Below are 23,327 nucleotides of genomic sequence, written 5' to 3'. Positions count from 1 at the left end.
TTTTTAAACTTTTTCAAGGAAAAATATGACTTATCTAGAAATCGAAGGCACAAATCATCTAAGCGGAAATGTTACAATAAGCGGAGCAAAAAATGCTGCCCTACCCTTGATCGTTTCAAGCATACTTGCTAAAAATGAAGTAAAAATCAACAATGTTCCTAATGTTGCTGATATAAAAACTCTTATATCTTTGCTAGAAAATTTAGGAGCTAAGGTCAATTTTCAAAACAATAGTGCTTTATTAAACACAAACACTCTTAATCAAACCATAGCTAAATATGACATTGTGCGTAAAATGCGTGCTTCTATACTTACTCTAGGGCCTTTGCTTGCTCGTTTTGGGCATTGTGAAGTATCTTTGCCTGGTGGATGTGCCATAGGACAAAGACCTATTGATTTACATCTTTTAGCCTTGGAAAAAATGGGGGCAAATATACAAATTAAACAAGGCTATGTCGTAGCTAGTGGAAATTTAAAAGGCAATGAAATTCTTTTTGATAAAATCACGGTTACAGGTAGTGAAAACATCATCATGGCAGCAGCTTTAGCCAAAGGTAAAACCAAGCTCTTAAATGTTGCAAAAGAACCCGAAGTAGTTCAACTTTGCGAAGTTTTAAAAGACGCAGGACTTGAAATCAAAGGCATAGGTACAGATGAACTTGAAATTTATGGTAGTGATGGAGAACTTTTAGAATTTAAAGAATTTAGCGTTATACCTGATAGAATTGAGGCAGGAACTTATCTTTGTGCAGGGGCTATTACAAATTCTAAAATTACTTTAGATAAAGTTAACGCCACTCATCTTAGTGCAGTTTTAGCAAAACTTCATCAAATGGGTTTTGAAACTTTGATTGCAGAAGATAGTATCACCCTACTTCCTGCTAAAGAAATTAAACCTGTAGAAATCATGACAAGTGAATATCCAGGCTTTCCAACCGATATGCAAGCGCAGTTTATGGCACTAGCTTTAAAAGCTAATGGAACTAGTATTATTGATGAAAGACTATTTGAAAATCGTTTCATGCATGTAAGTGAACTTTTAAGAATGGGTGCGGATATTAAACTCAATGGTCATATTGCTACCATAGTAGGCGGAAAAGAACTTAACGCTGCTGATGTCATGGCTACAGATTTGCGCGCTTCTTCAGCCCTTATCTTAGCAGCTCTTGCAGCTAAAGGTACAAGCAAAGTCCATAGAATTTACCATCTTGATAGGGGTTATGAAAATTTAGAAGAAAAATTTAAAGATTTGGGTGTGAAAATCACAAGGCTTGAAGAATGAAAAATATCTTTGAAACCTTAAAAGACTTAGAAAATCAAATTTCATGTTTAGATGAAAGTGAGCTTATTAGCCTTGAAAAAGCAAAGGATAGAATTTTAGCTAAAGATTTATACGCTAGAAAAAATCTACCTAGTTTTGACAATACTGCTCTTGATGGCTATGCTTTTAATTATACTGATATCAATGAGGCTTTGGAGATTAAAGGGACTATTTTTGCAGGAGATAAAAATTTTTATACAGTTGCTAAGAATGAATGCTATAAAATCATGACAGGGGCTAAAATGCCCAAAAATGCTGATACTATCTTAATGTTAGAAGATGAGTATATAGAAGAAAATAAACTCATCATTAAAAAAACCCCTAAACAATACAATGCCTATCGCTACAAAGGCGAAGAATTAAAAAAAGGCGAACTTTTGCTTCAAAAAGGCACTAAACTTAATGATAAACATATCGCCCTACTTGCTTCTCAAGGGCTTTATAAAATAGAAGTCATAAGAAAAATTCGCATAGGCATTTTTTCAAGCGGAAATGAACTTAAAGAACCTTGGCAAGAATGCGATGAAGAAAGTATTTATAATGCCAATGCTTTACCTTTGCTAACCATGTTTCAAAATGCTTCTTATTTAGGTATTATCAAAGATAATTTTAAAAGCACTAAAGAGGCTTTAGAAAATACAAATTTTGATCTTTTAATCACTTCAGGAGGTGCAAGCGTTGGCGAGGCTGATTTTATGGAAAAAGCTTTAGATGAATTAGGCTTTACTCCACTTTTTAAAGGTTTAAAAGCACGCCCTGCAAGACCTACTAAGCTTTATAGAAAAGGTGAAAATTTCGTATTGATTTTACCAGGAAATCCTATGGCAGCTTATCTTTCTTGTTTTATTTTTGCTAAAAAAATCATTAATTTATTAAGTGGAAACCTAGACAATCCTTTAACATTTTATGGCAAAATGGGTATGGATTTAAAGCTTAAAAGCGGAAGAAATAATCTCATCTTAGGAAATTTAGAAAAAGATATTTTTACACCATTTAATGAAAATAAATTTGGATCTGGTATGATACTTCCACTTATTAAAAGTGAATTTTTGCTTATAAGTGAAGAAAATATAAGCGAATTAAAAAAAGGTGATGAAATCACGCTTTTAAAAATATAATGTTTGTGTTTTTCACAAACATTAGCTTAATTTATCCTCATCATCATGATCATGGATATATTGTTCATCATTTTCCAAGGTATCAACAAAACGCCCTATCCTTTCCCAGCGAACATTTTTATCTTTATCCCAAGAGAAATATACAAACCAAGGTTTACCTACTATCAACCTATAAGGAACAGAACCCCAAAAACGACTATCATAAGAATAATCGCGATTATCACCCATCATGAAATACTCATTTTCAGGCACATCAAAAACATAAGCATTTCCGCCGCTAAAACCTATATGATTTCCAAGTTCTTTAATATAAGTTGGAGACATAGCAAAATCACCTATGCTAAGAAAGCGTAAAATATCGCTTTCTATATCTTTTTTTGGATCATAATGAATACCTTTTTGTTTATAAGGTTCTTTTACATAAATTTGCCCTCCAAGAGTAACAAGATCATTCGGATAATGTTCTTTCATAAATTCATCACCCTCATGCATTCTTACATAAAGTGTTTTATTTGCATAAACTATCCTATCTCCTCCTGTGCCTACACAACGCTTTACAAAGTGTTCTTTTTCATTTCTAGGATTTCTAAAAACAACTATATCTCCTCTTTGTGACCCTTGTGCTTTTATCAAATGCCCATCTTTATTGAAATCTGGCAAAACAGGAATTTCCAACCAAGGAATATGAGGAGTTGGGATACCATAGCTAAATTTTTTAACAAATAAAAAATCCCCTACCAATAAGGTGTTTTTCATAGAACCAGAAGGAATAACAAAAGCTTGTATAAAGAAAAAAATCACCAAAAGAACAATAACTACAGTTCCAGTCCAAGACTGTGAAAATTTATATAATTTCTTTAAAATTTCCATAGATTTTCCCTAATTAAGTCTATTTTTAGCAGATTTAACTGTGTTTTCTAAAAGCATGGCTATAGTCATAGGACCTACTCCACCTGGAACAGGAGTTATATAACTAGATTTTTTAGATACCTCTTCAAAATCCACGTCTCCAACTATCTTTCCACTTTCAAGACGATTGATTCCAACATCAATAACAATCACTCCTTCTTTTACCATATCCGATCGAAGTAAATTCACACAACCTGCTGCTACTATAATCAAATCAGCTTGCCTAGTATAAAGGCTCAAATCTTTGGTTTTAATATGACAAACGCTTACTGTAGCTCCAGCGTTTAAAAGCATAGTAGCCATAGGACGACCTACTATATTTGAAGCACCTATAATAACAGCGTCTTTTCCTTCTAAATCAATTTCATAAGCCTTCAAAAGCTTCATAACTCCAAGTGGAGTACAAGGCAAAAACCCACTTTCTAAGCCTAAATTTAAATATCCTACATTAATAGGATGAAAGCCATCAACATCTTTACTACTTATAATACTTTCAAGTATTAAATCTTTACAAATATGATCAGGTAAGGGAAGCTGAACCAAAATTCCATGAACACTATCATCGTGATTTAAGGTATTAATCAATGCCAAAAGTTCATTTTGTGTAGTATTTTCATTAAGATGATAAACTAAAGATTTAATTCCACATTCTTCACAGGCTTTAGCCTTAGATTTTACATAAGTTTGACTTGCAGGATTATCTCCAACCAAGATAACAGCTAAACAGCTTTCAATCCCTTTGCTTTTCAAAAATTGATTTTTTTCTTTTAATTCTTCTTTGATTTTTGCGCTTAAAGCTTTACCATCAAGCAAAGTCATTATTTTCCTTCTATAAATTTAATCACTTTTTTAAAGTAAAAATTGTATCATATTAAAACTTCATTAACAAGGTGAAACTTTGAAAATTGTTTTAATGTTTTTTTTATTTAGTATCAGTCTTTTTGGTGCTGATTTTATCACTCTTAAAGAATACTCTAAAATGCTTTATGAAAATCCAAGGGGCATTAGTTGTAAAGAATGTCATGGAACAGATGGAAGCGAACAAATTTTAGGATATTATATGAAAAATGGTATTAAAACAGCTTATAAAGTTCCAAGTATACAAAATCTTAGTTTTGAGAATTTTAAAAATTCTCTTAATCAGAGTAAAGACGCAAAATCAATCATGCCAAATTACTCTTTAACAAATGATGAAATTGTAACTTTATATAATTACATCAAGCAATTTAGCAAGGAAGAAAAATGACAAACAAAAAAGCTTTTAAAGAAGCGTGTAAATTCATCGCAGGTGGTGTAAATTCTCCAGTTCGTGCTTTTGCAAATGTTCAAAGTGAGCCAAAATTTATTTCTCATGGAAAAGGTGCTTATATTTTCGATATAGATGGAAATTCTTATATAGACTATGTTCAAAGCTGGGGGCCTTTACTTTTTGGACATTGCGATAAAGATATACAAAAAGCTTGTCAAAAAGCACTTCATAAAGGTTCAAGTTTTGGAGCTCCAACTTTATTAGAAACTGAACTTGCCAAGCTTGTTTTATCTGATTTTCCTCATTTAGAAAAGATCCGCTTTGTAAGCAGTGGAACAGAAGCAACCATGAGTGCTATTCGTCTTGCCCGTGGTTTTACTAAAAAAGATAAAATTTTAAAATTTGAAGGATGTTATCACGGGCATTCTGATTCATTATTAGTGAGTGCAGGAAGTGGTGCTGCTACTTTTAACTCTCCTAGTTCTTTGGGTGTTTTAGAAGATGTAGCTAAACACACTTTAGTAGCTAAATATAATGATATAAATAGCGTTAAAGAGCTTTTTGAAAAAAATAAAGATATTGCATGTGTTATCATTGAGCCTATTGCTGGAAATATGGGGTTAGTTCCAGCTAAACAAGATTTTTTAGAAGAACTTGCTAAGATCTGTAAAAACAATCAAACTCTGCTGATTTTTGATGAAGTAATGAGTGGATATAGAGCATCTTACCTTGGTTCCTATGGAATCAATCATATCCAAGCAGATATAATTACTTTTGGTAAGGTAATAGGAGGCGGTCTACCTGCAGCAGCATTTGCTTCTAGAGCTGAAATTATGGATATTTTAAGTCCTTTGGGTGGAGTTTATCAAGCAGGAACTTTAAGTGGAAATCCTTTAGCAATGGCTGCAGGTATAGCAAGTCTTACAAAAGCCAAAAAGAAAACCAAGCTTTATGACAAACTTGGAAAATTAGCAAAAAAACTTACCCAAGGAATGAAAAAATTAGCAGATGAAAAAGGACTTCCACTGCAAGTTTGTCATGTAGGTTCTATGTTTGGATACTTTTTCACCAAAGATCCTGTATCAAACTACCAAGATGCATTAAAATCCGATCTAGCATTATTTTCAAAATTTCACAAAAATATGCTTGAAAATGGAATTTATTTAGCACCTTCTCAATTTGAAACAGGCTTTATATGTTCAAAAATGGATGATAAAATTATAGATACAACACTAGAGGCTGTTAGGGAAAGCTTTAAAAGAATATGAGCAATATTTTAAAAGAAGAAAAAAATCACTTAGAAAATTCCAACAGCAAAAGACAAAAAATCATTCGCAAAACTCTTGAAGCTGCGGATGGTTTAAGTCTTGGTATCTCTATGGTTGTTGCTGTATTTATAGGTGTGGGAATAGGATATTTACTTAAAAAATTTACTCCTTATCCTTGGCTTTTTTGGCTTGGAGTTTTTTGGGGGATCAGTGCTGCTATACTTAATGTTTACAAAGCTTATAAAGTTCAAGTAAAAAGCTATGAAGAATTTAAAGAAAGAGATGAGTTGATCAAAGAAAAAATTCAAAAAGAAAAGAACAAATAATGGAACATAAAAAAGCTCTATTTTGTATTTTTGCCATTATTCATTTATTTTTTTGGATCATATTTTCATCGTTAAATCATTTTAAATTAGATACATTTTTAAGCTATGAAATAGCTTTTTTTAGTGTTTTATTGATTATTTTTGCTTCTTATTTAAATTATAAAAAAGTCATTATAAAAAAATCAAAAAATTATGAAAAAGATTTTAATTTCATTTCATCACTTTTTATCAAAAAAAAACAAAATTTATCAAAAATTATTCATTTTAAAGTTCTAAAAGACGATTTAAAGCCAAATGTTAAAGAGAAAATCCATTTTTTTGCTATGTTTTTTACTCTCTTTAAATTGATGGCTTATGTAGTATTGGTTGCTGGATTTTTATTTTTACATCGCCAAGATAAATTAGATATCTTTGCTTATATTTGTGGAATTTCATCCTTGCTAGTTTGTGTGTTTATTTTTATTTTATATATAAAAAAGTATGAGTCCAAAAAAAATTATTAAATCAATGACAGCACTTTTTGCTGGTATGGCATTTTTATTTGCAGGTAATGCCTTGATAGTAAGCTCTATAGGTGTTATATTAAAAGAAAACGGAGAAAGTTCTTTAGCTGTTGGAGTAGTAAGTTCTTGTTTTTTTGTAGGCGCTCTTATTGGAACCATCAGTGCTCATAAAATTATTTCTCGTATAGGTCATATACGCTCTTTTGGGCTATTTGGTGCTATTTTTGGAATTTCAGCTATGCTTCATACAGTAAGCGAAAATCTTATTTTTTGGGCTGTTTTAAGATTTTTCATAGGAATTTGCTACTATGGACTTTTAATGGTCATAGAATCATGGCTTAATGAAAAAAGCAAAAATGCCATTCGATCTAGAATTTTAGGTTTTTATGAAATTGTTTTTTATCTTGCGTTTGGTATTGGAGTTTTAATCATAGCGTTAAATTTAAGCAAACATAGTGTATTTATCCTCAGTGCAACTTTAATTTTACTTTCATCTTTACCTTTAAATCTAATTAAAATCAAAGAACCTGTTTTACCCGCATCAAGTCCTATTTCTATACCTAAAATTTTTGATATAGCTCCTTTAGCTATCGTCACAAGCTTTATAGCCGGAATGCTTATAAATGGCTTTTTTTCTATGGCATCTTTATTTATACTTTTGCAAGGTTTTGATACAAAAGCGGTTTCTTATTTTATATTTTGTGGGGTTTTAGGTGGTTTTATTGCACAAACCATCATAGGAACTATTTCAGACAAACTTGGTCGCAAATTTGCCATTATCACTTGTGCAAGTATAGGATTTATCACTATGCTTATATTTATCTTTTTTAAACTTCATTTATATATGCAATATTTTTTAGGAATTACTCTTGGTATAGGAATATTTTGCTTATATGCTTTAGCACTTGCTAGAGCAAATGATGTTTTAGTAAGCAAAAATAAAGGTGTAGAGTTAGGTCGTGGGGTTCTTTTTTGTTATTCTTTGGGCTCTTTGTTTGGCCCTTTAATTTTAGGTTTTTTAATGCAATATTTTGAAATCAAAGGTTTTATATGGTTTTATATAGTTTCTTTAGCATTTTTAATTCTTTTTGCTATCAATAAACCAAATATTTTAAATAAAAAATTTAAGAAAAAGCCTGGAAATATGGTGATATTTGATGATTAATACTCAACTAGCAAGTCAAATTGCCAATACGCAAAAAAATGATTTAAAAGTAGATAACTCTGCTTCAAAAGATAAAACAAATTTAAAAGACAATCCAAAAGAAGCACTTGCACAAGCTTTAAAGCAAAATTTAGGTTTAAGCAAGGACGCTAGTAGTGAGGAAATACTAGCAAAATTTGTTCAAAATGAAACAGGTACCAAATTAAAAGAACTTGTTAATAAACTTTTAGATCAAATCAATGCTCAAAAAAATCCCGATTCCCCTGTACTTAAACAAGGAAAAAATTTAAATTTAGCTCCTAATTTTGCTAATGAATTAAAAATCTTAAGTACAGAACTTGCAAAAAGTGATACTTTTACACAAGTTTTAGACAGATTAAATCAAATTTTAAAACCTGCCAGTGAAATAAAAAACAATAACTTAGCTCCTTTGTTTAAAAATTCAGGCGTATTTTTAGAAGCTAAATTAAAAGATGCCCTAAACGAAGAATTACTACCCAAAAGTTTTCATTCTCTTTTAAGTACAATCAAAGGTCTTAGTAGCGAAAAACTAAGCGTTCAGATAGCCCAGCTTGCAAATACAAATTTAAGCCCAAAAGACACTTTAAAAGAATTAAAAAATATTATTAATTCTAGCAAAAATGAAAATAAGCAAATTTTAAATCAAAGTTCTTTTAAAGCACTTTTAAATTTAAGTTCTAAATTGGAAAATTTTAAAAATTATATAAGTAAAAATCCCAGTCATGCTCAAGAAAAAATCACCCCTATAGCTAATAAAATTTTAAAAGAATTAAATTCCATCAAAAATGATTTTTTCAAAGCTCTTAATAAGCCAGAAAATTTAATGATAAAAGATCCAAACATCCTTAAGCAAACTGCTACCGCCTTTGAAAAACTTGAAAATACTTTAAAAAATATACTAGGCAATCAAGCTTCTAAAATACAAGATAAAGAAAATATTTTAGAAAATCTTTTAAGTAACAAAGAAAATATCAAAGAAGAAAAACTTAATCATAACACAAAAAACCAAGATGAAGAAAAATATATAAAAGTATCAAAAGAAGAAACTCTCGCAGATGATGCTAAAACCAATATTAAGCAAGATGTAAAAAACGAAGAAAATTTACCTAAAAAAGAAGTTAATGCAAATTTAGATTCTAGCACAAAAACTCACGAAGAAAATATCAAAGAAAATCCAAAATTTTATGAAACAAAAACAGAAAGCAAAACTTCAATCAATACAAATACTAACACAAACAACACGCAAAATTTAAATAATTCTCAAAATATTCAATCTAACAATAACCAAACTATGCAAAATATTTTTAAAAATCAGGAATTTATAAAACAAAATATTGTAAAAAATTTAGCATTTAATGTAGAAAATTTAGATCTAGAACAAGTGCAAGATTTAAGTAAAAATTTAAGCAATCTTTCTCGTAGACTTAATGAAAGCTTAAAAGAACTTGAACCCTATACTCAAAATGCCAAGCTTAATCAAGCAGAACTTAAAAATCTCGAACACAAACTCAATCTTTCTATCAAAGATCTAGTGCAAATTAAACCAAAAACAGAACAAGATATAGCTGAATCTTTACATCATGATGTAAAATCAACACTTTTGCAAATTTCAAATTTGGCTAAAAATGAAGGCAATGAAGCTGTATACAATCAAGCTAATCGTCTTTTAGCGCAAATTGAAATCAATCAGCTTATGTCTTTAGCTAATGATTCTATCAATACTTATCTGCCTTTTTCTTGGGATGATTTAAATGATTCTAAAATTATGTTTAGACGCGGAAAAAAGGACAAATTTTTTGCTCAGATTAAACTCGAATTTGCAAAACTTGGGGATTTAGAAATTCTTATTTCTTTAAATAATGAAAAATATATAGATATTAATATTATGGCAGAAAATATTGAATTTAGAAAAACCATCTATGAAAATGCCCATGAGCTTAAAAGAAATATCAATAAAGCAGGACTTTTAAGTGCAAATTTCTTTGTAGGTGATATCATAAGAAGTAAATTTGATACTAGAAATATGAAAAATTTAGATCTTGAAATGGGTATGGATAAAAAAGTATGAGCAAAATCAAAAGATCGATTAAAAAAGCTGTAGCTCTAGGCTATCAAAAAGAAAAAAACTCTGCACCAAAAGTGCTTGCAAGTGGCAAAGGCGAAAGTGCTGCTAAAATTATTTCTTTAGCCAAGGAACACGGAGTTCCTATTAAAGAAGATGAAGATTTAATAGAAATTTTAAGCAAGCTTGACTTAGGTGATGAAATTCCACCTAATATGTATAAAGCTGTAGCTGAAGTTTTTGCCTTTATCTATCAAATGGCAAATAAAACTCCTAAAAACTAATCCGCTATTTTTTCTCCAAATTTAATACCCTGCCCTACTTTTAAATTAAAAGTTAAAAGTCCTTTTTGAGAGATTAAAACTATAGTAGAACCTAGCTCAAAATTTCCTAGTTCTTCGCCTTTTTTGAAATTTAAATTTTCATATTTTCTAGTAAAATTATGAGAAATTTTAGCATTGGTTTGTATGCTTGCATCAAAATTAAAACGCATTTTTCCTACATTTTGCGCTCCTACAAAAACAAGCCAAAAAATACCTTTTTCATTTTGACATTTCAAGCTCACTCTTTCATTTTTTACATATAAATTACTAATGCGTTCTAAATGTTTTTCATTTACGCTATAAAGCACTCCACTTGTGTAAGTTGCACTTAAAATTTGCATATCACAAGGGCTGTGATAACGATGATAATCTTTTGGAGAAAGATAAATATTGACATAATCAAGCCCATTTTTAAGCTCATCTTTTTCAAAGCTATCTTTTAAAAGCTCCTCAATGCTATAAGTATGTCCTTTTATAGAAAAAGCAAAATGTTCTTCATTTGCCAAAAAAGTACTTCCACACTCTAAAATTTTACCATCACTTGGACTGATAAAACCTTCTTCAAGCTTTCTTGGAATTTGCAAAGTTCTTGTAAAAAGAGCATTTAAACTCTCGTATTCACAAGGGCTTTTAAATTCACTCATATCGATATTAAAATACTTAACATAATTTTCATTAATAACTTTTTGTATCATTTTAGGAAATTTAATCCCCGCTACAAAACCAAAAAGTCTCGAACTTTCTTTTGAAAAACTCATTTTTTTCCTTTTAAATTTAAAATCACTATTTCACTCGGAGCAAAAACTCTAAGACTTGGCCCCCAAAATCCTGCTCCACTACTCACATAAAGCTTAGTTTTTTCTCCTAAATCATAAAGCCCATGAACAAAACCTTGCTGAAGTTTAACTAAAAACATAAAAGGGAAAATTTGCCCTCCATGTGTATGCCCACTTAAAACAAGATCAAAATCACTTAAATCATAAAGCAAAGCTGTTTTAGGTTGATGTGTGAGTAAAATACTAGCTTTACTTGTATTTAAATCCACTTTTATTCTTGCTAAATCAGGAGCATATAAACCCCTATCAAGTCCGGCTAAATCTCCAAGTCCAGCAATATTTATAAAACCCAAATCTAAATTTTGATTGACTAAAATTTTCATATTAGTATGTTTTCTAAGCAAATCCAAAACTTCATTGATACCATGATAATACTCATGATTTCCCAAAGCATAAAAAGTTCCGTAAGTGGAGTTAAAATCATTAAGTTTTGAGATGTAATTTTTTAAATCTTTAGGATTGGTATCAATCAGATCCCCTACTATTACAACCATATCAGGACTTTGCAAATTCACTTTAGTGATGAGCTTGTCTAAAAAATTTTCATGCAAATTTTTACCCAAATGTATATCAGTAAGCATGACAATTTTTAAATCTTTTTTAAGATTTGGTATTTCAACATCAACACTCTTTACTTCAGGTGTTTTTAGAGCATTATTTATACTTACATAAATTAAAAACACACTTAAAACTATAAGAGAAAGTTCAAAAATCAAACGCAAAATAAGATTATATGTTTTATCTCTTTTACCCATAAGAGCTAAAATCAATTTAACAAAATCCCATGCTAAAGTCATAAAAAACAAACAATAAGTCGGCGCATAAAACATGGCTAAAATTTCATACCAAGTATCACTTAAATATTCATCTCTACGAAATATTAAAAACACAGCTTGAGCTAAAAAAAGCACAATAAAAATAAAGGAAAAAATTTTATAAAAATACTTAAAAAGAGTAATTTTCTTGATTAATCTTTTATAAATATAAACATTTGCTAAGCCAAAAATTAATAACACAATGAAAGAAAAAATTAAAAATATCATAAAAGTATTATAACCAAGTAAAATTAAATATCCGTATAAATTTTTCTGTTATAATAAGCTTTTAAATAATTTTAAAGGCTATAAGATGTACCGTTTTGCACCTTCTCCCACAGGTGATATGCACATAGGAAATTTACGCGCAGCAATTTTTAATTATATCTGTGCAAGACAAAAAAATATGGATTTTATCTTACGTATTGAAGATACTGATAAGGCTAGAAATATAGCAGGAAAAGAAGAAGAAATCAAAGAAATTTTAAATCTTTTTAGTATTTCATGGCAGCATTACTATATACAAAGTGAAAATTTAAAATTCCATCGCCAAATGGCTTTAAAACTTGTAAGCGAAAAAAAAGCTTTTGCTTGTTTTTGCACCGAAGAAGAACTTGAAGCAAAAAAAGAGCTGGCTAAAAAACAAGGTAAAGCTTATCGCTACGATGGCACTTGTGAAAAACTAGCCGATATTGATGTTTTAGAATGTGAAAAACCCTTTGTTATCCGTCTTAAAAAACCTACTCATACTATGAAATTTACTGATTTTATCAAAGGCGAGCTTAGTTTTGAGCCTGAAAACATAGACTCTTTTGTGATTATGAGAACGGATAAAACTCCAACTTATAATTTTGCTTGTGCGGTTGATGATATGCTTGAAAATGTCACTTGTATTATACGCGGAGAAGATCATGTTTCAAACACTCCAAAACAAGAACATATCCGCGCAAGCTTAGGTTATAATAAAGCCATGACTTATGCACACTTGCCTATCATTTTAAACGAAGAAGGTGTTAAAATGAGTAAAAGAGAAGCACATTCTTCTGTAAAATGGCTACTTGAAAGTGGAATTTTACCTAGCGCAATCGCAAATTATCTGATCATGCTAGGCAATAAAACTCCTTGTGAAATTTTTACCTTAGAAGAGGCTATAAAATGGTTTGATATTTCTAAAGTTTCAAAAGCTCCCGCAAGATTTGATCTTAAAAAACTTTTGCAAATTAATCGCGAACATATCAAAATGATAAAAGATGATGAGCTTAATAAAATTTTAGATTTAAACAAAGATCTTGCACCACTTGCTAAATTTTACACTCAAGAAGCAAGTACTATAAAAGAACTTAAAGAAAAAATGCAAGCTATTTTTAACGCAAAAAATTTTGGCGAGTTTGAAACAGAATGTAAAATTTTAAAAGAACTCTTAAAAGATATTGAACTTTTTGAAAATTATGAAGATTTTAAAAATGAACTTTTAAACAAAAGCAACTTAAAAGGTAAAAAATTTTTCATGCCTTTAAGGATAATTTTAACAGGAAATATCCACGGACCTGAGCTTAGCGATCTTTATCCTTATATTAAAAATTTTATTCACGAATTAGCAAGGATTTAACTATGGTTATAGACTCTTTTATTATTTCTATTTTTCAAGTACTACAAATTGTCATTAACATTTATACTTGGATTATTATCATCACAGCACTTCTAAGCTGGGTAAACCCTGATCCTTATAATCCTATAGTGCAAATTTTATATAAACTAAGCTACCCTGCTTACGCCTTAGTTAGAAAAATTCCAACACGCATTGGTAATATTGATCTTGCGCCTTTGATTATAGTCTTAGCATTGCAGTTTCTTGGCATTTTTCTTGGGAATATCTTAAGGAGTATATTGTGATAAAAAAAATACTCGTTTTTTTATTTATTTTTTCAAGTTTAAATGCTACACAATATAGTATAGAAAAACTCAAAAAGGAAGAAAATTCACTTGCTAAGGATTATTATATTTATAGGCTTTTAGAAAAAAATAAAATCAGTAAAAAAGATGCACAGGATTTAAATTTTCATATTTTTCGCTATATAGGAAAAATTAAATCTGAACTTGAAAAAATCATCCCTTTAAAGCCTTATATCAACCCAAAATATGCTAAATGCTATACCTATACAGCAAATACTATCTTAGATGCAAATTTAACTTGTCAAAGTGTGCGCTTAAATTCATTAGTTTTTATAGCGAGTCTAAATTCCAAAGACCGAACTACTTTAGCTCAAACCTTTAAAAATCAAAGACCTGATTTGACAAATTTATTGCTAGCTTTTAATACTTCTGATCCTATGAGCTATATAGTACAAAAAGAAGATATTAATGGTTTTTTTAAACTTTATAATTATTCTAAAAAATACGACTTAGATTTAAATACAAGTTTAGTCAATAAACTACCAAACCACATTGGTTTTAAAGATTTTGCACAAAATATTATTATTAAAAAAGAAAATCCAAAATTTAGATATTCTATGCTAGAAATAAATCCTGAAAATGTAAGTGAAGATTCTGCTTTCTATTTAGGAGTCAATGCCTTAACTTATGATAAAACAGAGCTTGCTTATGACTTTTTTAAAAAGGCGGCGCAAAGTTTTAAATCGCAAAGTAATAAAGACAATGCTATATTTTGGATGTGGTTGATTAAAAACAATGAAGAAGATTTAAAAACTTTATCGCAAAGTTCTTCTTTAAATATTTATAGTCTTTACGCAAAAGAACTTACCAACACACCTTTTCCAAAGATAGAAAGCCTTAATCCAAGCAAGAAAAAAAATAATTTTAATATGCAAGATCCTTTTGCTTGGCAAAAAATAAACAAACAAATTCGCGATGCTAACGCAAGTCAACTAGATGTCTTGGCAAAAGAATTTGACACACAAGAAACCTTGCCTATTTATGCTTACATATTAGAACGCAAAAATAATTTTAAAAAACATTATTTTATAATGCCTTATTATGACAATATAAAAGACTATAACAAAACAAGACAAGCTTTAATTTTGGCTATTGCCAGACAAGAAAGTCGTTTTATTCCAACTGCTATTTCAGTTTCTTATGCTTTAGGCATGATGCAATTTATGCCATTTTTGGCCAATCACATAGGGGAAAAAGAATTAAAAATTCCAAATTTCGATCAAGATTTTATGTTTAAACCTGAAATAGCATATTACTTTGGAAACTATCATCTAAATTACCTTGAATCACGTTTAAAATCTCCACTTTTTGTCGCTTATGCTTATAATGGCGGTATAGGATTTACTAACCGTATGCTTGCAAGAAATGATATGTTTAAGACAGGCAAATTTGAACCTTTCTTGTCTATGGAACTAGTTCCTTATCAAGAAAGCCGAATTTACGGAAAAAAAGTTCTAGCTAATTATATTGTGTATCGACATCTTCTGAACGATAGTATAAAGATTTCGGATATTTTTGAAAATTTAATTCAAAACAAGGCAAATGATCTAAGCAAATCTTAGCTACAAGCCTAATCTCTTCCTTGACACTAGGAAGAGATGCTTTAAAATAATCAGTATAGTTGTTTTGTATTATATATTTTAAATACTCATCATCCAATTTTTCAATATTGGCTTTTTTATTATTGATAAAAACTTCTAAATTTTGAATTTTTAATGTATTTGGAGTAAAAGATAAAGCTAATACATCATCTTTACTTGTCTTGTCTAGAATTGGGTTTAAATAAGACATAGTTATAATGGCATTAATCTTATCTTGTGTGATTTTGTATTTTTGAGTAAACATTAAAGTTTGAGATTTTAAATTTGTATCCACAATCGCCTGATCTTTTAAAGAACAAGCTCCAAGCAAAAAAGCACCTAAAATTACACTATAAATTTTCATTCTTTTTCCATATTTTTTAGTATTATTGTAGCCTTTTAACCCTATTTTTTGGTTTAAAAAGATATAATTTTGCAAAAAAATTAAGAGTATATTTTATGAAACAACTTATTATAGCTTTTAGCGGGCCTTCAAATTCAGGAAAAACTACACTCATAACCAAAATAGCTGATAATTTTTTGCAACAAAATTTAAAAGTTTTAATCATTAAACATGATCCTGCCGATAAAGCTCAATTTGATTTTAACGGTAAAGATAGTTTTAAATTTTTTCAAAGTGGAGCTGAAGTCATGGTTTTAAGCCCTACAAGAACAACTTTTTTTTCTCATGAAAATAGAGATATTTTAAAAGCTTTAAAATTAAGCCCTGATTTTGACATTTGTTTGGTTGAAGGATTAAAAACTCTTGATTTACCACGCATTAGCGTATTTTGCAAAGAAATTGATGAAAGTTATTTTATTTTTTCAAACGCCATTGCAAGCTATGAAAAAATTTCTCACCCTTATCTTACTTGGCTTGATTTAAACGATATACAAGCTATTTGCCAATACATACTTAAAAATGCTAAAAATTTACAAGGAGAATTATAAAATGCAAGAAGTGATTTCTTATATACAAAAAGCGGTTTTAGAAATTTCTAACGCTTTAAAATTTCCCGATACAAGCTACAGTCAAAATCAAAATTTTACAGGCGATACCCAACTCAAATTTGATGTTTTAAGCGATGAAATCATCACAAAAACTCTAAGTCAATGTTCAAGTATTAAAGCCATCATAAGTGAAGAAAAAGACGAAATTTTAACGCTTAACGAGAGGGCAAATTTTATCGTAGCTTATGATCCTTTAGATGGTTCTAGCTTAATGGATGTTAATTTTGCCATAGGTTCTATTTTTGCTATCTATGAAGAAAAAGCAAGTGTTAAAAATTTAAGAGCTGCGCTTTATAGTATGTATGGAGCGCGATTAGAACTTGTGATTTGCAAAGATCAGCCAAAACTTTATCGCTTAAATGCAAATAATGAATTTATTTTTATAAAAGATCTTAAAATGAATGAAAAAGGCAAGATTAATGCTACAGGCGGAACGCAAAAATTTTGGGAAGAAAAACACGCTAAATTTATCAAAAGTCTTTTTGATGAAGGCTATCGCTTAAGATATTCTGGAGCCATGGTAAGCGATATCAATCAAATTTTATTAAAAGGGGGTGGCATTTTTAGCTATCCTGCAACACAAGATGCGCCTAATGGCAAACTTCGTGCCTTTTTTGAAGTCTTTCCTCTAGCCTTTATCATAGAAAAAGCAGGCGGAAAAACTACAAATGGAAAAAACCGCTCTTTACTTGAACTTGAATTTGATAAAATCCATGCGACAACTCCTTGTTTTTTTGGCTCAGAATATGAAATTTCAAAACTTTTAAAGGCTTACAATGAATGAAGTTAGAGATGAATTTGAGCAAGATATGGATAAAAAAAAAGAAATTTTACTTTCATGTCAAAACTCAAAAAACCTAAACTCTTGTTATAATTGCGATGAAATTTTTAACTGCCAAACTAGAAAAAATTATGTTGATGCAGTCTATAACAGTATGTCTAAGGGTAAAACCGAAGGCGGATTTGACTTTTAAAGGAAAAAAATGCGTTATATTACAACACCAATTTATTATGTAAATGATGTACCTCATTTAGGTCATGCTTATACTACCATCATAGCCGATACTTTAGCAAGATTTTATCGTTTGCAAGGACATGAAACAAGATTTCTAACAGGAACAGATGAGCATGGACAAAAAATCGAAGAAGCTGCCAAACTAAGAAATTCCACTCCTCAAGAATACGCTGATAAAATCAGTTTTGAATTTAAAAAATTATGGGATGAATTTGAAATCACCTATGATATTTACGCAAGAACAACTGATACAAGGCATATTGAATTTGTTAAAGCTATGTTTTTAAAAATGTGGCAAAAAGGTGATATTTATAAAGATGAATACGAAGGACACTATTGTATTTCTTGTGAAAGCTTTTTTACTCAAAGTCAGCTTATTAACGATTGTTCTTGCCCAGATTGTGGCAAACAAACTAGAATTTTAAAAGAAGAAAGCTATTTTTTCAAACTTTCAAAATATCAAGATAAAATTTTACAATGGTATGAAGAAAAAGATCCCATCTTGCCAAAAAACAAAAAAAACGAACTTATAAATTTTGTCCAAAACGGCCTTAAAGATCTTTCCATTACAAGAACAAGTTTTGATTGGGGGATTAAACTGCCTCAAGAAATTAATGATGATAAACATATTATTTATGTATGGCTTGATGCACTTTTTATCTATGTAAGCTCACTTGACTTTCAAAACAAGGGAGAAAATGCTAAATTTTGGCCTGCGCATGTGCATTTAGTAGGAAAAGATATCTTGCGTTTTCATGCCATTTATTGGCCAGCTTTTTTAATGAGCGTGGATTTGCCTTTGCCAAAATTTATAGGTGCACATGGCTGGTGGACTAAAGAAGGTGAAAAAATGAGCAAATCTAAAGGCAATGTTGTAAAACCTAAAGAAGTGGTTGATATCTATGGAAGCGAAGCTTTTAGATATTTTTTACTTAGAGAAGTGCCTTTTGGTAACGATGGGGATTTTAGCGAAAATATGCTGATAAATCGTATCAATGCAGAGCTTAGCAATGAATTTGGAAATTTACTTAATCGCATTATAGGTATGAGTACAAAATATTCTCAAGGAAATATTTCAAAAGAAGGTGTTTTAAAATTTCACAATGTTGAATTAAATCAAGCAAAAGAACACTTAAATTTAGCGGTAGAATTTTTAGAAAACTTACAGTGTAATCGTTATTTAGAAGAACTTTTTAAAGCCTTAAGTGTAGCAAATTTAGCTATTAGTAAATACGAACCTTGGAATTTAATCAAAGAAAACAAACACGAACAAGCTAACGCTTTAGTTGCACTTTGTGCAAATATTTTAGCCAAAACAAGCCTTTTATTAAGCCCTACTCTACCAAAGTCTTGTCAAAAGGTGGCCTTAGCTTTAAATTTTGAAATTTCATCTACAAATTATGCAAAAATGATACTTGATAATAAACTTTTAGATTTTAAAGCAAATCCTTGCGAAGCTTTATTTCCAAAAGTAGAAAAAGCTCTTTTAAAACAAGAAATTAAAGAAGAACCTAAAAAAGAAGAAAGTCCTAAAATAAAAATCGATGATTTTGCAAAAATTGAAATCAAAGTCGCTAAAGTGCTTGATTGTCAAAATATAGAAGGGAGTGAAAAACTTTTGAAATTTCAACTCGAACTTGACGATAAAGAAATCCGTCAAGTACTCTCAGGCATAGCAAAATACTATAAAGCCAGTGATTTAATCGGTAAACAAGTTTGCATTATAAGCAATCTTAAAAAAGCTAAAATTTTTGGACATGAAAGCGATGGTATGATACTTTCTGCAAAAAGCGGAGATAAACTTGTTTTAATCACCCCTGAACAACTTGTACAAAACGGTTCTTTAGTGGGTTAAAATATGCAAATTAGCAATTTAGGCGAACTTTTAAACGCGACACTCATTCATGAAGGTAGCGTTTTAAGCGTGGAAGGTTTTGCCATAAATTTAAATGAACTTAAAGCAGGCTTTGCCTTCTTTAATAACGATAAAAAAGAAATTACCCAAGCTGTAAAAAAAGGCGCTTATGCTATAATTACAGAAAATGACATTACTATTGAAGATAAAGACATTTTTTACTTTAGAGTAGAAAATCTAGAACAAACTCTTGTAAGATTTTTACGCTTTTTTTGCGAAGATAAAGAATGTGAATTTTTGCTTTTTAAATCTTACGAACTAAGTCTTTGTAAGGCTTTTTATTTTAACATTTTAAAAGGAAATATTTTTGCTGATTTTGAAAAACTAATCAAAGCAAAAAAGGGTGAAATTTTTTGCTACTGTGAAGAAAATTACTTAAATAAACTTTGTGCCTATTCTCATAGTCTAAAAGATGCTAATTTTACCTTATTATCGCGATCTAGCTTCTTTTTTACAACTTTGATTTGTGAAAATTTATATTTTAAAAATCTTAATTTGCCTTTTTTTTACGCAAATAGTTTTGCAAAAATTATTTCTTTTTTAAAAGAAAAAAATCAAAAAATAATATTTGACTTTAATAAGATTGATGATTTTAAAATTTATTTTATTGATGATAAATTTGAAATCACTCCTTTTGGTTCAAGCTCTCAAGCGTTTATTGTAAGCAACAACCAAAATACCTTTGAATTCTGGAAAGAAAAATTTAAAAACATAAAAGACTTTAAAATTGCTTCTAAAAATTCTTTATTTTGCGATTTTTCCTATAATCAGCTTTCAGATTTAAGAAAATTAAAAAATTTTAAATATTGTTTAATTCTTGAAAATTATGATATTTTTGAACAAGAATTTGAAAACAAAGAAAATCAAACCCCAAGCTTATTTTAAATTCACTCCTTCATTTTCAAGCAAAAATCTTTTTATTTCAAGCCCTCCATTATATCCTCCTATGCCATTGTTTGCAATAACTCTATGACAAGGTATAAAAATAGGAATTTGATTTTTAGAATTTGCATTTCCAACAGCTCTAAAAGCTTTTGGATGATTAATTTTTTCTGCTATATCTTTATAAGTAGCTATTTTGCCATAAGGAATTTCCATTAAAGCCTTATAAACCTTTGATTCAAAATCCGTACCTTGTATCAAAACAGGAATGCTAAATTTTCTAAGCTTATGAGTAAAATATAAATCAAGTTCATATTTTGCTAAGTCAAGCAAACTACAATTTTTTTCTGATCTTTTATTATCACAAAAATCGACTCTAGTTAAAAATTTTCCATCACTATGTAAAGATAGGTAACATAAAGGCATTTTATAATAAACTTTAAACATTTTTTATCCTTCAAAGAGCTACAATTATAATAAAAAATATTTAAGGAGTAGAAAATGTCTTTTATACAAGAATACAATAAACTTGTTGAAGAAAGAGCCGCTTTGGGTATACCACCCCTTCCTTTAAATGCAAATCAAACTAGAGAACTTTGTAAATTACTTGAAAATGAAAATAATGAAGAGCTTGCAAATCTTTTAGAAAATAGAGTAAATCCTGGTGTTGATGATGCAGCTTTAGTAAAATGTGAATTTTTAGATTCCATACTTAAAGGCAAAATCAGTGCTCCAAATATAGACAAAAAAAGAGCCTTAAGAATGCTTGGAACTATGCTAGGCGGATATAATGTTAAAGTTTTAATCGATGCCTTAAAAGATGAAAACATAGCCAAAGATGCTGCAGAAGTGTTGAAAAATATTATTTTTGTACATGATAATTTCCATACCATAGCTGAACTTAGCAAAAACAATCCACACGCTAAGGAAGTTTTACAAAGCTGGGCAAATGCGGACTGGTTTAATAAAAAAGAAAAACTACCACAAGTGATTAAATGTATAGTTTTTAAAGTAGCAGGGGAAACAAATACCGATGATCTAAGCCCTGCAGGAGATGCTTTTACAAGAAGCGATATTCCTTTACATGCAAATGCCATGCTAAAGGTAAGACAAACAGGATCCTTAGAAAAAATCAAAGAGCTTAAAAAAAGCGGTCGCGAAGTGGTTTATGTAGGTGATGTTGTAGGAACAGGTTCAAGTAGAAAATCGGCAATAAATTCCATACAATGGCACTTAGGAAAAGAAATAGAAGGTGTGCCAAACAAGCACAGCGGTGGTATAGTAATGGGTTCAACCATAGCACCGATTTTCTTTAACACTGCTCAAGATAGCGGGGCTTTACCTATCATCTGTGATGTAACAAACTTAGAAATGGGCGATGAGTTTGAAATTCATCCTTATGATGGAAAAATCATAAAAAATGGCTCTGCAATCGCAGAATTTACACTCAGTCCAAACACTCTCTTAGATGAAGTTAGAGCAGGAGGAAGAATCCCACTTATCATAGGTCGTGGGCTTTGTACTAAGGCTAGAGAATTTTTAGGAATGGAAAGCGAAAATATCTTTACCAAACCTGAACAACCTAAATCTTCAAGCGGTGGTTATACCTTGGCTCAAAAAATGCTAGGTCGTGCCTGTGGAGTTGAAGGTGTGCGTCCAGGTATGTATATAGAACCTATAACTTTAACCGTAGGCTCTCAAGATACCACAGGTCCTATGACTAGAGATGAAATTAAAGAACTTGCAAGCCTAGGTTTTAATGCAGACTTTGTTATGCAAAGCTTTTGCCATACAGCTGCGTATCCAAAAGTAAGCGATTCAAATTTATATAAAACCTTGCCCAATTTCATGACAAGTCGTGGTGGGGTAAGTTTAAAACCAGGTGATGGAGTTATCCACTCTTGGCTTAATCGTTTTGTATTGCCAGATACCGTAGGAACGGGTGGGGATTCTCACACACGCTTTCCTATAGGAATTTCTTTCCCTGCAGGAAGCGGACTTGTAGCTTTTGCTGCAGTTACTGGTTCTATGCCTTTAAATGTCCCTGAAAGTGTTTTAGTACGTTTTAGTGGAGAATTGCAAGCCGGAGTTACCTTAAGAGATTTGGTTAATGCTATACCTTATTATGCAATCAAACAAGGACAACTTACCGTTGAAAAGAAAAATAAAAAGAACATTTTTGCAGGAAAAATTTTAGAAATAGAAGGCTTGCCAAACTTAAAAGTAGAACAAGCTTTTGAACTCAGTGATGCAAGTGCTGAAAGATCTGCAGCTGCTTGTAGTGTAGATTTAAGCATAGAAAGTGTAAGCGAATATATCAAATCAAATATTTCACTTATAGAAGCAATGATAGAAGCAGGATATGAAGATAAAGCCACTCTTGCTAGAAGAGCGGATAAAATGAGAGAATGGCTTAAAAACCCTACTCTTTTAAGAGCAGACAAAGATGCAAAATATGCGTACATTATCGATATTAATCTTAACAATATCAAGGAGCCAATTCTAGCTTGTCCAAATGACCCTGATGATGTGGCAACCTTAAGCGAAATTTTAGCCGATGACAAGCGTCCAAAAAATATAGATGAAGTTTTTGTAGGTTCTTGTATGACAAACATAGGACATTATAGAGCTTTGGGAGAAATTTTAAAAGATAAAGGCATACTTAAAACCAGACTTTGGGTAGTGCCTCCAACAAAAATGGATAAAGCACAACTCACCAAAGAAGGGTATTATAGTATCTTTGGCTCTGCTGGCGCAAGGATAGAAGTTCCAGGTTGTTCGCTATGTATGGGAAATCAAGCAAGAGTAAATGATGGAGCTGTAGTTTTCTCAACTTCTACAAGAAATTTTGACAACCGTATGGGAATGGGTGCTAAAGTATATCTAGGAAGTGCTGAACTTGCAGCAGTTTGTGCGATTTTGGGTAAAATTCCAAGCAAGGAAGAATACTTACAAATTGTCAGCGAAAAACTAAGTAATGAGCATAAGGCAAATATCTATAGATATTTAAATTTTAATGAGATTGAAAATTTCAAACTTGAAAATTAATTCAAAT

The 23,327-nt window shown here is 30.4% G+C and carries 24 protein-coding genes; 18 read left to right on the top strand and 6 right to left on the bottom strand.

Annotated elements, in window-relative coordinates; all coding sequences use genetic code 11:
• The first annotated feature begins 25 nt into the window (after positions 1-25).
• Together murA and FBF21_RS04380 are read left to right on the top strand one after the other, a co-directional pair.
• Positions 26-1,282, top strand: a complete 1,257-nt coding sequence (murA, locus tag FBF21_RS04385) for a UDP-N-acetylglucosamine 1-carboxyvinyltransferase (protein ID WP_002870028.1) — start codon at positions 26-28, stop codon at positions 1,280-1,282.
• On the top strand, positions 1,279-2,439 hold the full coding sequence (locus FBF21_RS04380; RefSeq protein ID WP_002870027.1) for a molybdopterin molybdotransferase MoeA: 1,161 nt from the start codon (positions 1,279-1,281) through the stop codon (positions 2,437-2,439). The genes murA and FBF21_RS04380 overlap by 4 nt, the downstream gene beginning before the upstream one ends.
• Before the next feature lie 21 nt (positions 2,440-2,460).
• On the opposite strand, the gene lepB is transcribed toward FBF21_RS04380, so the two are convergent.
• Positions 2,461-3,309: a signal peptidase I gene (gene lepB / locus FBF21_RS04375; RefSeq protein WP_002867474.1), complete on the bottom strand. Its 849-nt coding sequence runs from the start codon at positions 3,307-3,309 to the stop codon at positions 2,461-2,463.
• Between the two features lie 9 nt (positions 3,310-3,318).
• On the bottom strand, positions 3,319-4,167 hold the full coding sequence (folD, locus tag FBF21_RS04370; RefSeq protein ID WP_002859530.1) for a bifunctional methylenetetrahydrofolate dehydrogenase/methenyltetrahydrofolate cyclohydrolase FolD: 849 nt from the start codon (positions 4,165-4,167) through the stop codon (positions 3,319-3,321).
• A 79-nt stretch (positions 4,168-4,246) separates the two neighbouring features.
• Between folD and FBF21_RS04365 the strand changes: the two genes are divergently transcribed.
• From FBF21_RS04365 to FBF21_RS04335, 7 genes are read left to right on the top strand one after another with little or no spacing between them, the layout of a single operon-like run.
• A complete protein-coding gene (locus FBF21_RS04365; protein ID WP_002859529.1) occupies positions 4,247-4,594 on the top strand; it encodes a hypothetical protein in 348 nt (115 codons plus the stop codon).
• Positions 4,591-5,865, top strand: coding sequence for a glutamate-1-semialdehyde 2,1-aminomutase (gene hemL / locus FBF21_RS04360; RefSeq protein ID WP_002860511.1), 1,275 nt, complete (start codon positions 4,591-4,593; stop codon positions 5,863-5,865). The genes FBF21_RS04365 and hemL overlap by 4 nt, the downstream gene beginning before the upstream one ends.
• The gene (locus FBF21_RS04355; RefSeq protein WP_002852414.1) at positions 5,862-6,191 is read left to right on the top strand and encodes an AtpZ/AtpI family protein; all 330 of its coding nucleotides are present in this window, start codon (positions 5,862-5,864) and stop codon (positions 6,189-6,191) included. Before hemL ends, FBF21_RS04355 begins: the two co-directional genes overlap by 4 nt.
• The gene (locus FBF21_RS04350; protein WP_002868148.1) at positions 6,191-6,694 is read left to right on the top strand and encodes a membrane protein; all 504 of its coding nucleotides are present in this window, start codon (positions 6,191-6,193) and stop codon (positions 6,692-6,694) included. The genes FBF21_RS04355 and FBF21_RS04350 overlap by 1 nt, the downstream gene beginning before the upstream one ends.
• Positions 6,672-7,859: an MFS transporter gene (locus FBF21_RS04345; protein WP_002859526.1), complete on the top strand. Its 1,188-nt coding sequence runs from the start codon at positions 6,672-6,674 to the stop codon at positions 7,857-7,859. The genes FBF21_RS04350 and FBF21_RS04345 overlap by 23 nt, the downstream gene beginning before the upstream one ends.
• Positions 7,852-9,948 (top strand): flagellar hook-length control protein FliK, encoded by a 2,097-nt coding sequence (locus FBF21_RS04340; protein ID WP_002868149.1) that lies wholly within the window; start codon positions 7,852-7,854, stop codon positions 9,946-9,948. The genes FBF21_RS04345 and FBF21_RS04340 overlap by 8 nt, the downstream gene beginning before the upstream one ends.
• A complete protein-coding gene (locus FBF21_RS04335) occupies positions 9,945-10,226 on the top strand; it encodes a FlhB-like flagellar biosynthesis protein (RefSeq protein WP_002852641.1) in 282 nt (93 codons plus the stop codon). Before FBF21_RS04340 ends, FBF21_RS04335 begins: the two co-directional genes overlap by 4 nt.
• Here FBF21_RS04335 and FBF21_RS04330 read toward each other — a convergent pair.
• Both FBF21_RS04330 and FBF21_RS04325 read right to left on the bottom strand, forming a co-directional pair.
• Positions 10,223-11,023, bottom strand: a complete 801-nt coding sequence (locus FBF21_RS04330) for a phosphatidylserine decarboxylase (RefSeq protein ID WP_002859524.1) — start codon at positions 11,021-11,023, stop codon at positions 10,223-10,225. The genes FBF21_RS04335 and FBF21_RS04330 overlap by 4 nt on opposite strands.
• Positions 11,020-12,144: a metallophosphoesterase gene (locus FBF21_RS04325; RefSeq protein ID WP_002859523.1), complete on the bottom strand. Its 1,125-nt coding sequence runs from the start codon at positions 12,142-12,144 to the stop codon at positions 11,020-11,022. Before FBF21_RS04325 ends, FBF21_RS04330 begins: the two co-directional genes overlap by 4 nt.
• 85 nt (positions 12,145-12,229) lie before the next feature.
• On the opposite strand from FBF21_RS04325, the gene gltX reads away from it, so the two are divergent.
• From gltX to FBF21_RS04310, 3 genes are read left to right on the top strand one after another with little or no spacing between them, the layout of a single operon-like run.
• Complete coding sequence (gene gltX, locus FBF21_RS04320) at positions 12,230-13,525, top strand: glutamate--tRNA ligase (protein ID WP_002870024.1); 1,296 nt, start codon at positions 12,230-12,232, stop codon at positions 13,523-13,525.
• Between the two features lie 2 nt (positions 13,526-13,527).
• A complete protein-coding gene (locus FBF21_RS04315; protein WP_002852501.1) occupies positions 13,528-13,809 on the top strand; it encodes a YggT family protein in 282 nt (93 codons plus the stop codon).
• Positions 13,806-15,431: a lytic transglycosylase domain-containing protein gene (locus FBF21_RS04310; protein ID WP_002870023.1), complete on the top strand. Its 1,626-nt coding sequence runs from the start codon at positions 13,806-13,808 to the stop codon at positions 15,429-15,431. Before FBF21_RS04315 ends, FBF21_RS04310 begins: the two co-directional genes overlap by 4 nt.
• Here the strand turns inward: FBF21_RS04310 and FBF21_RS04305 are convergent.
• Positions 15,328-15,813, bottom strand: a complete 486-nt coding sequence (locus tag FBF21_RS04305) for a hypothetical protein (protein ID WP_002868152.1) — start codon at positions 15,811-15,813, stop codon at positions 15,328-15,330. The two genes, FBF21_RS04310 and FBF21_RS04305, sit on opposite strands and share 104 nt — an antisense overlap.
• 95 nt (positions 15,814-15,908) lie before the next feature.
• On the opposite strand from FBF21_RS04305, the gene mobB reads away from it, so the two are divergent.
• The 5 genes from mobB to FBF21_RS04280 are packed head-to-tail and all read left to right on the top strand — an operon-like array spanning position 15,909 to position 20,275.
• Positions 15,909-16,400 (top strand): molybdopterin-guanine dinucleotide biosynthesis protein B, encoded by a 492-nt coding sequence (gene mobB, locus FBF21_RS04300; protein ID WP_002852644.1) that lies wholly within the window; start codon positions 15,909-15,911, stop codon positions 16,398-16,400.
• 1 nt (position 16,401) lies between these two features.
• Entirely contained in the window at positions 16,402-17,244 is an 843-nt protein-coding gene (locus FBF21_RS04295; protein ID WP_002870021.1) for a class 1 fructose-bisphosphatase, read from the top strand.
• Complete coding sequence (locus FBF21_RS04290) at positions 17,237-17,434, top strand: hypothetical protein (protein WP_002797008.1); 198 nt, start codon at positions 17,237-17,239, stop codon at positions 17,432-17,434. The genes FBF21_RS04295 and FBF21_RS04290 overlap by 8 nt, the downstream gene beginning before the upstream one ends.
• A 9-nt stretch (positions 17,435-17,443) precedes the next feature.
• A complete protein-coding gene (gene metG, locus FBF21_RS04285) occupies positions 17,444-19,330 on the top strand; it encodes a methionine--tRNA ligase (RefSeq protein WP_002868154.1) in 1,887 nt (628 codons plus the stop codon).
• A 3-nt stretch (positions 19,331-19,333) separates the two neighbouring features.
• A complete protein-coding gene (locus FBF21_RS04280) occupies positions 19,334-20,275 on the top strand; it encodes a hypothetical protein (protein WP_002870020.1) in 942 nt (313 codons plus the stop codon).
• Here FBF21_RS04280 and FBF21_RS04275 read toward each other — a convergent pair.
• Entirely contained in the window at positions 20,267-20,719 is a 453-nt protein-coding gene (locus FBF21_RS04275; RefSeq protein WP_002859517.1) for a methylated-DNA--[protein]-cysteine S-methyltransferase, read from the bottom strand. The genes FBF21_RS04280 and FBF21_RS04275 overlap by 9 nt on opposite strands.
• A gap of 54 nt (positions 20,720-20,773) precedes the next feature.
• Between FBF21_RS04275 and FBF21_RS04270 the strand changes: the two genes are divergently transcribed.
• Positions 20,774-23,320 (top strand): bifunctional aconitate hydratase 2/2-methylisocitrate dehydratase, encoded by a 2,547-nt coding sequence (locus FBF21_RS04270; RefSeq protein WP_168985442.1) that lies wholly within the window; start codon positions 20,774-20,776, stop codon positions 23,318-23,320.
• Positions 23,321-23,327: the final 7 nt, after the last annotated feature.

The organism is Campylobacter sp. CFSAN093238 (assembly GCF_012898015.1).
Classification (GTDB): Bacteria; Campylobacterota; Campylobacteria; order Campylobacterales; family Campylobacteraceae; genus Campylobacter_D; species Campylobacter_D jejuni.
This window is presented reverse-complemented; position numbering and strand designations above follow the sequence as displayed.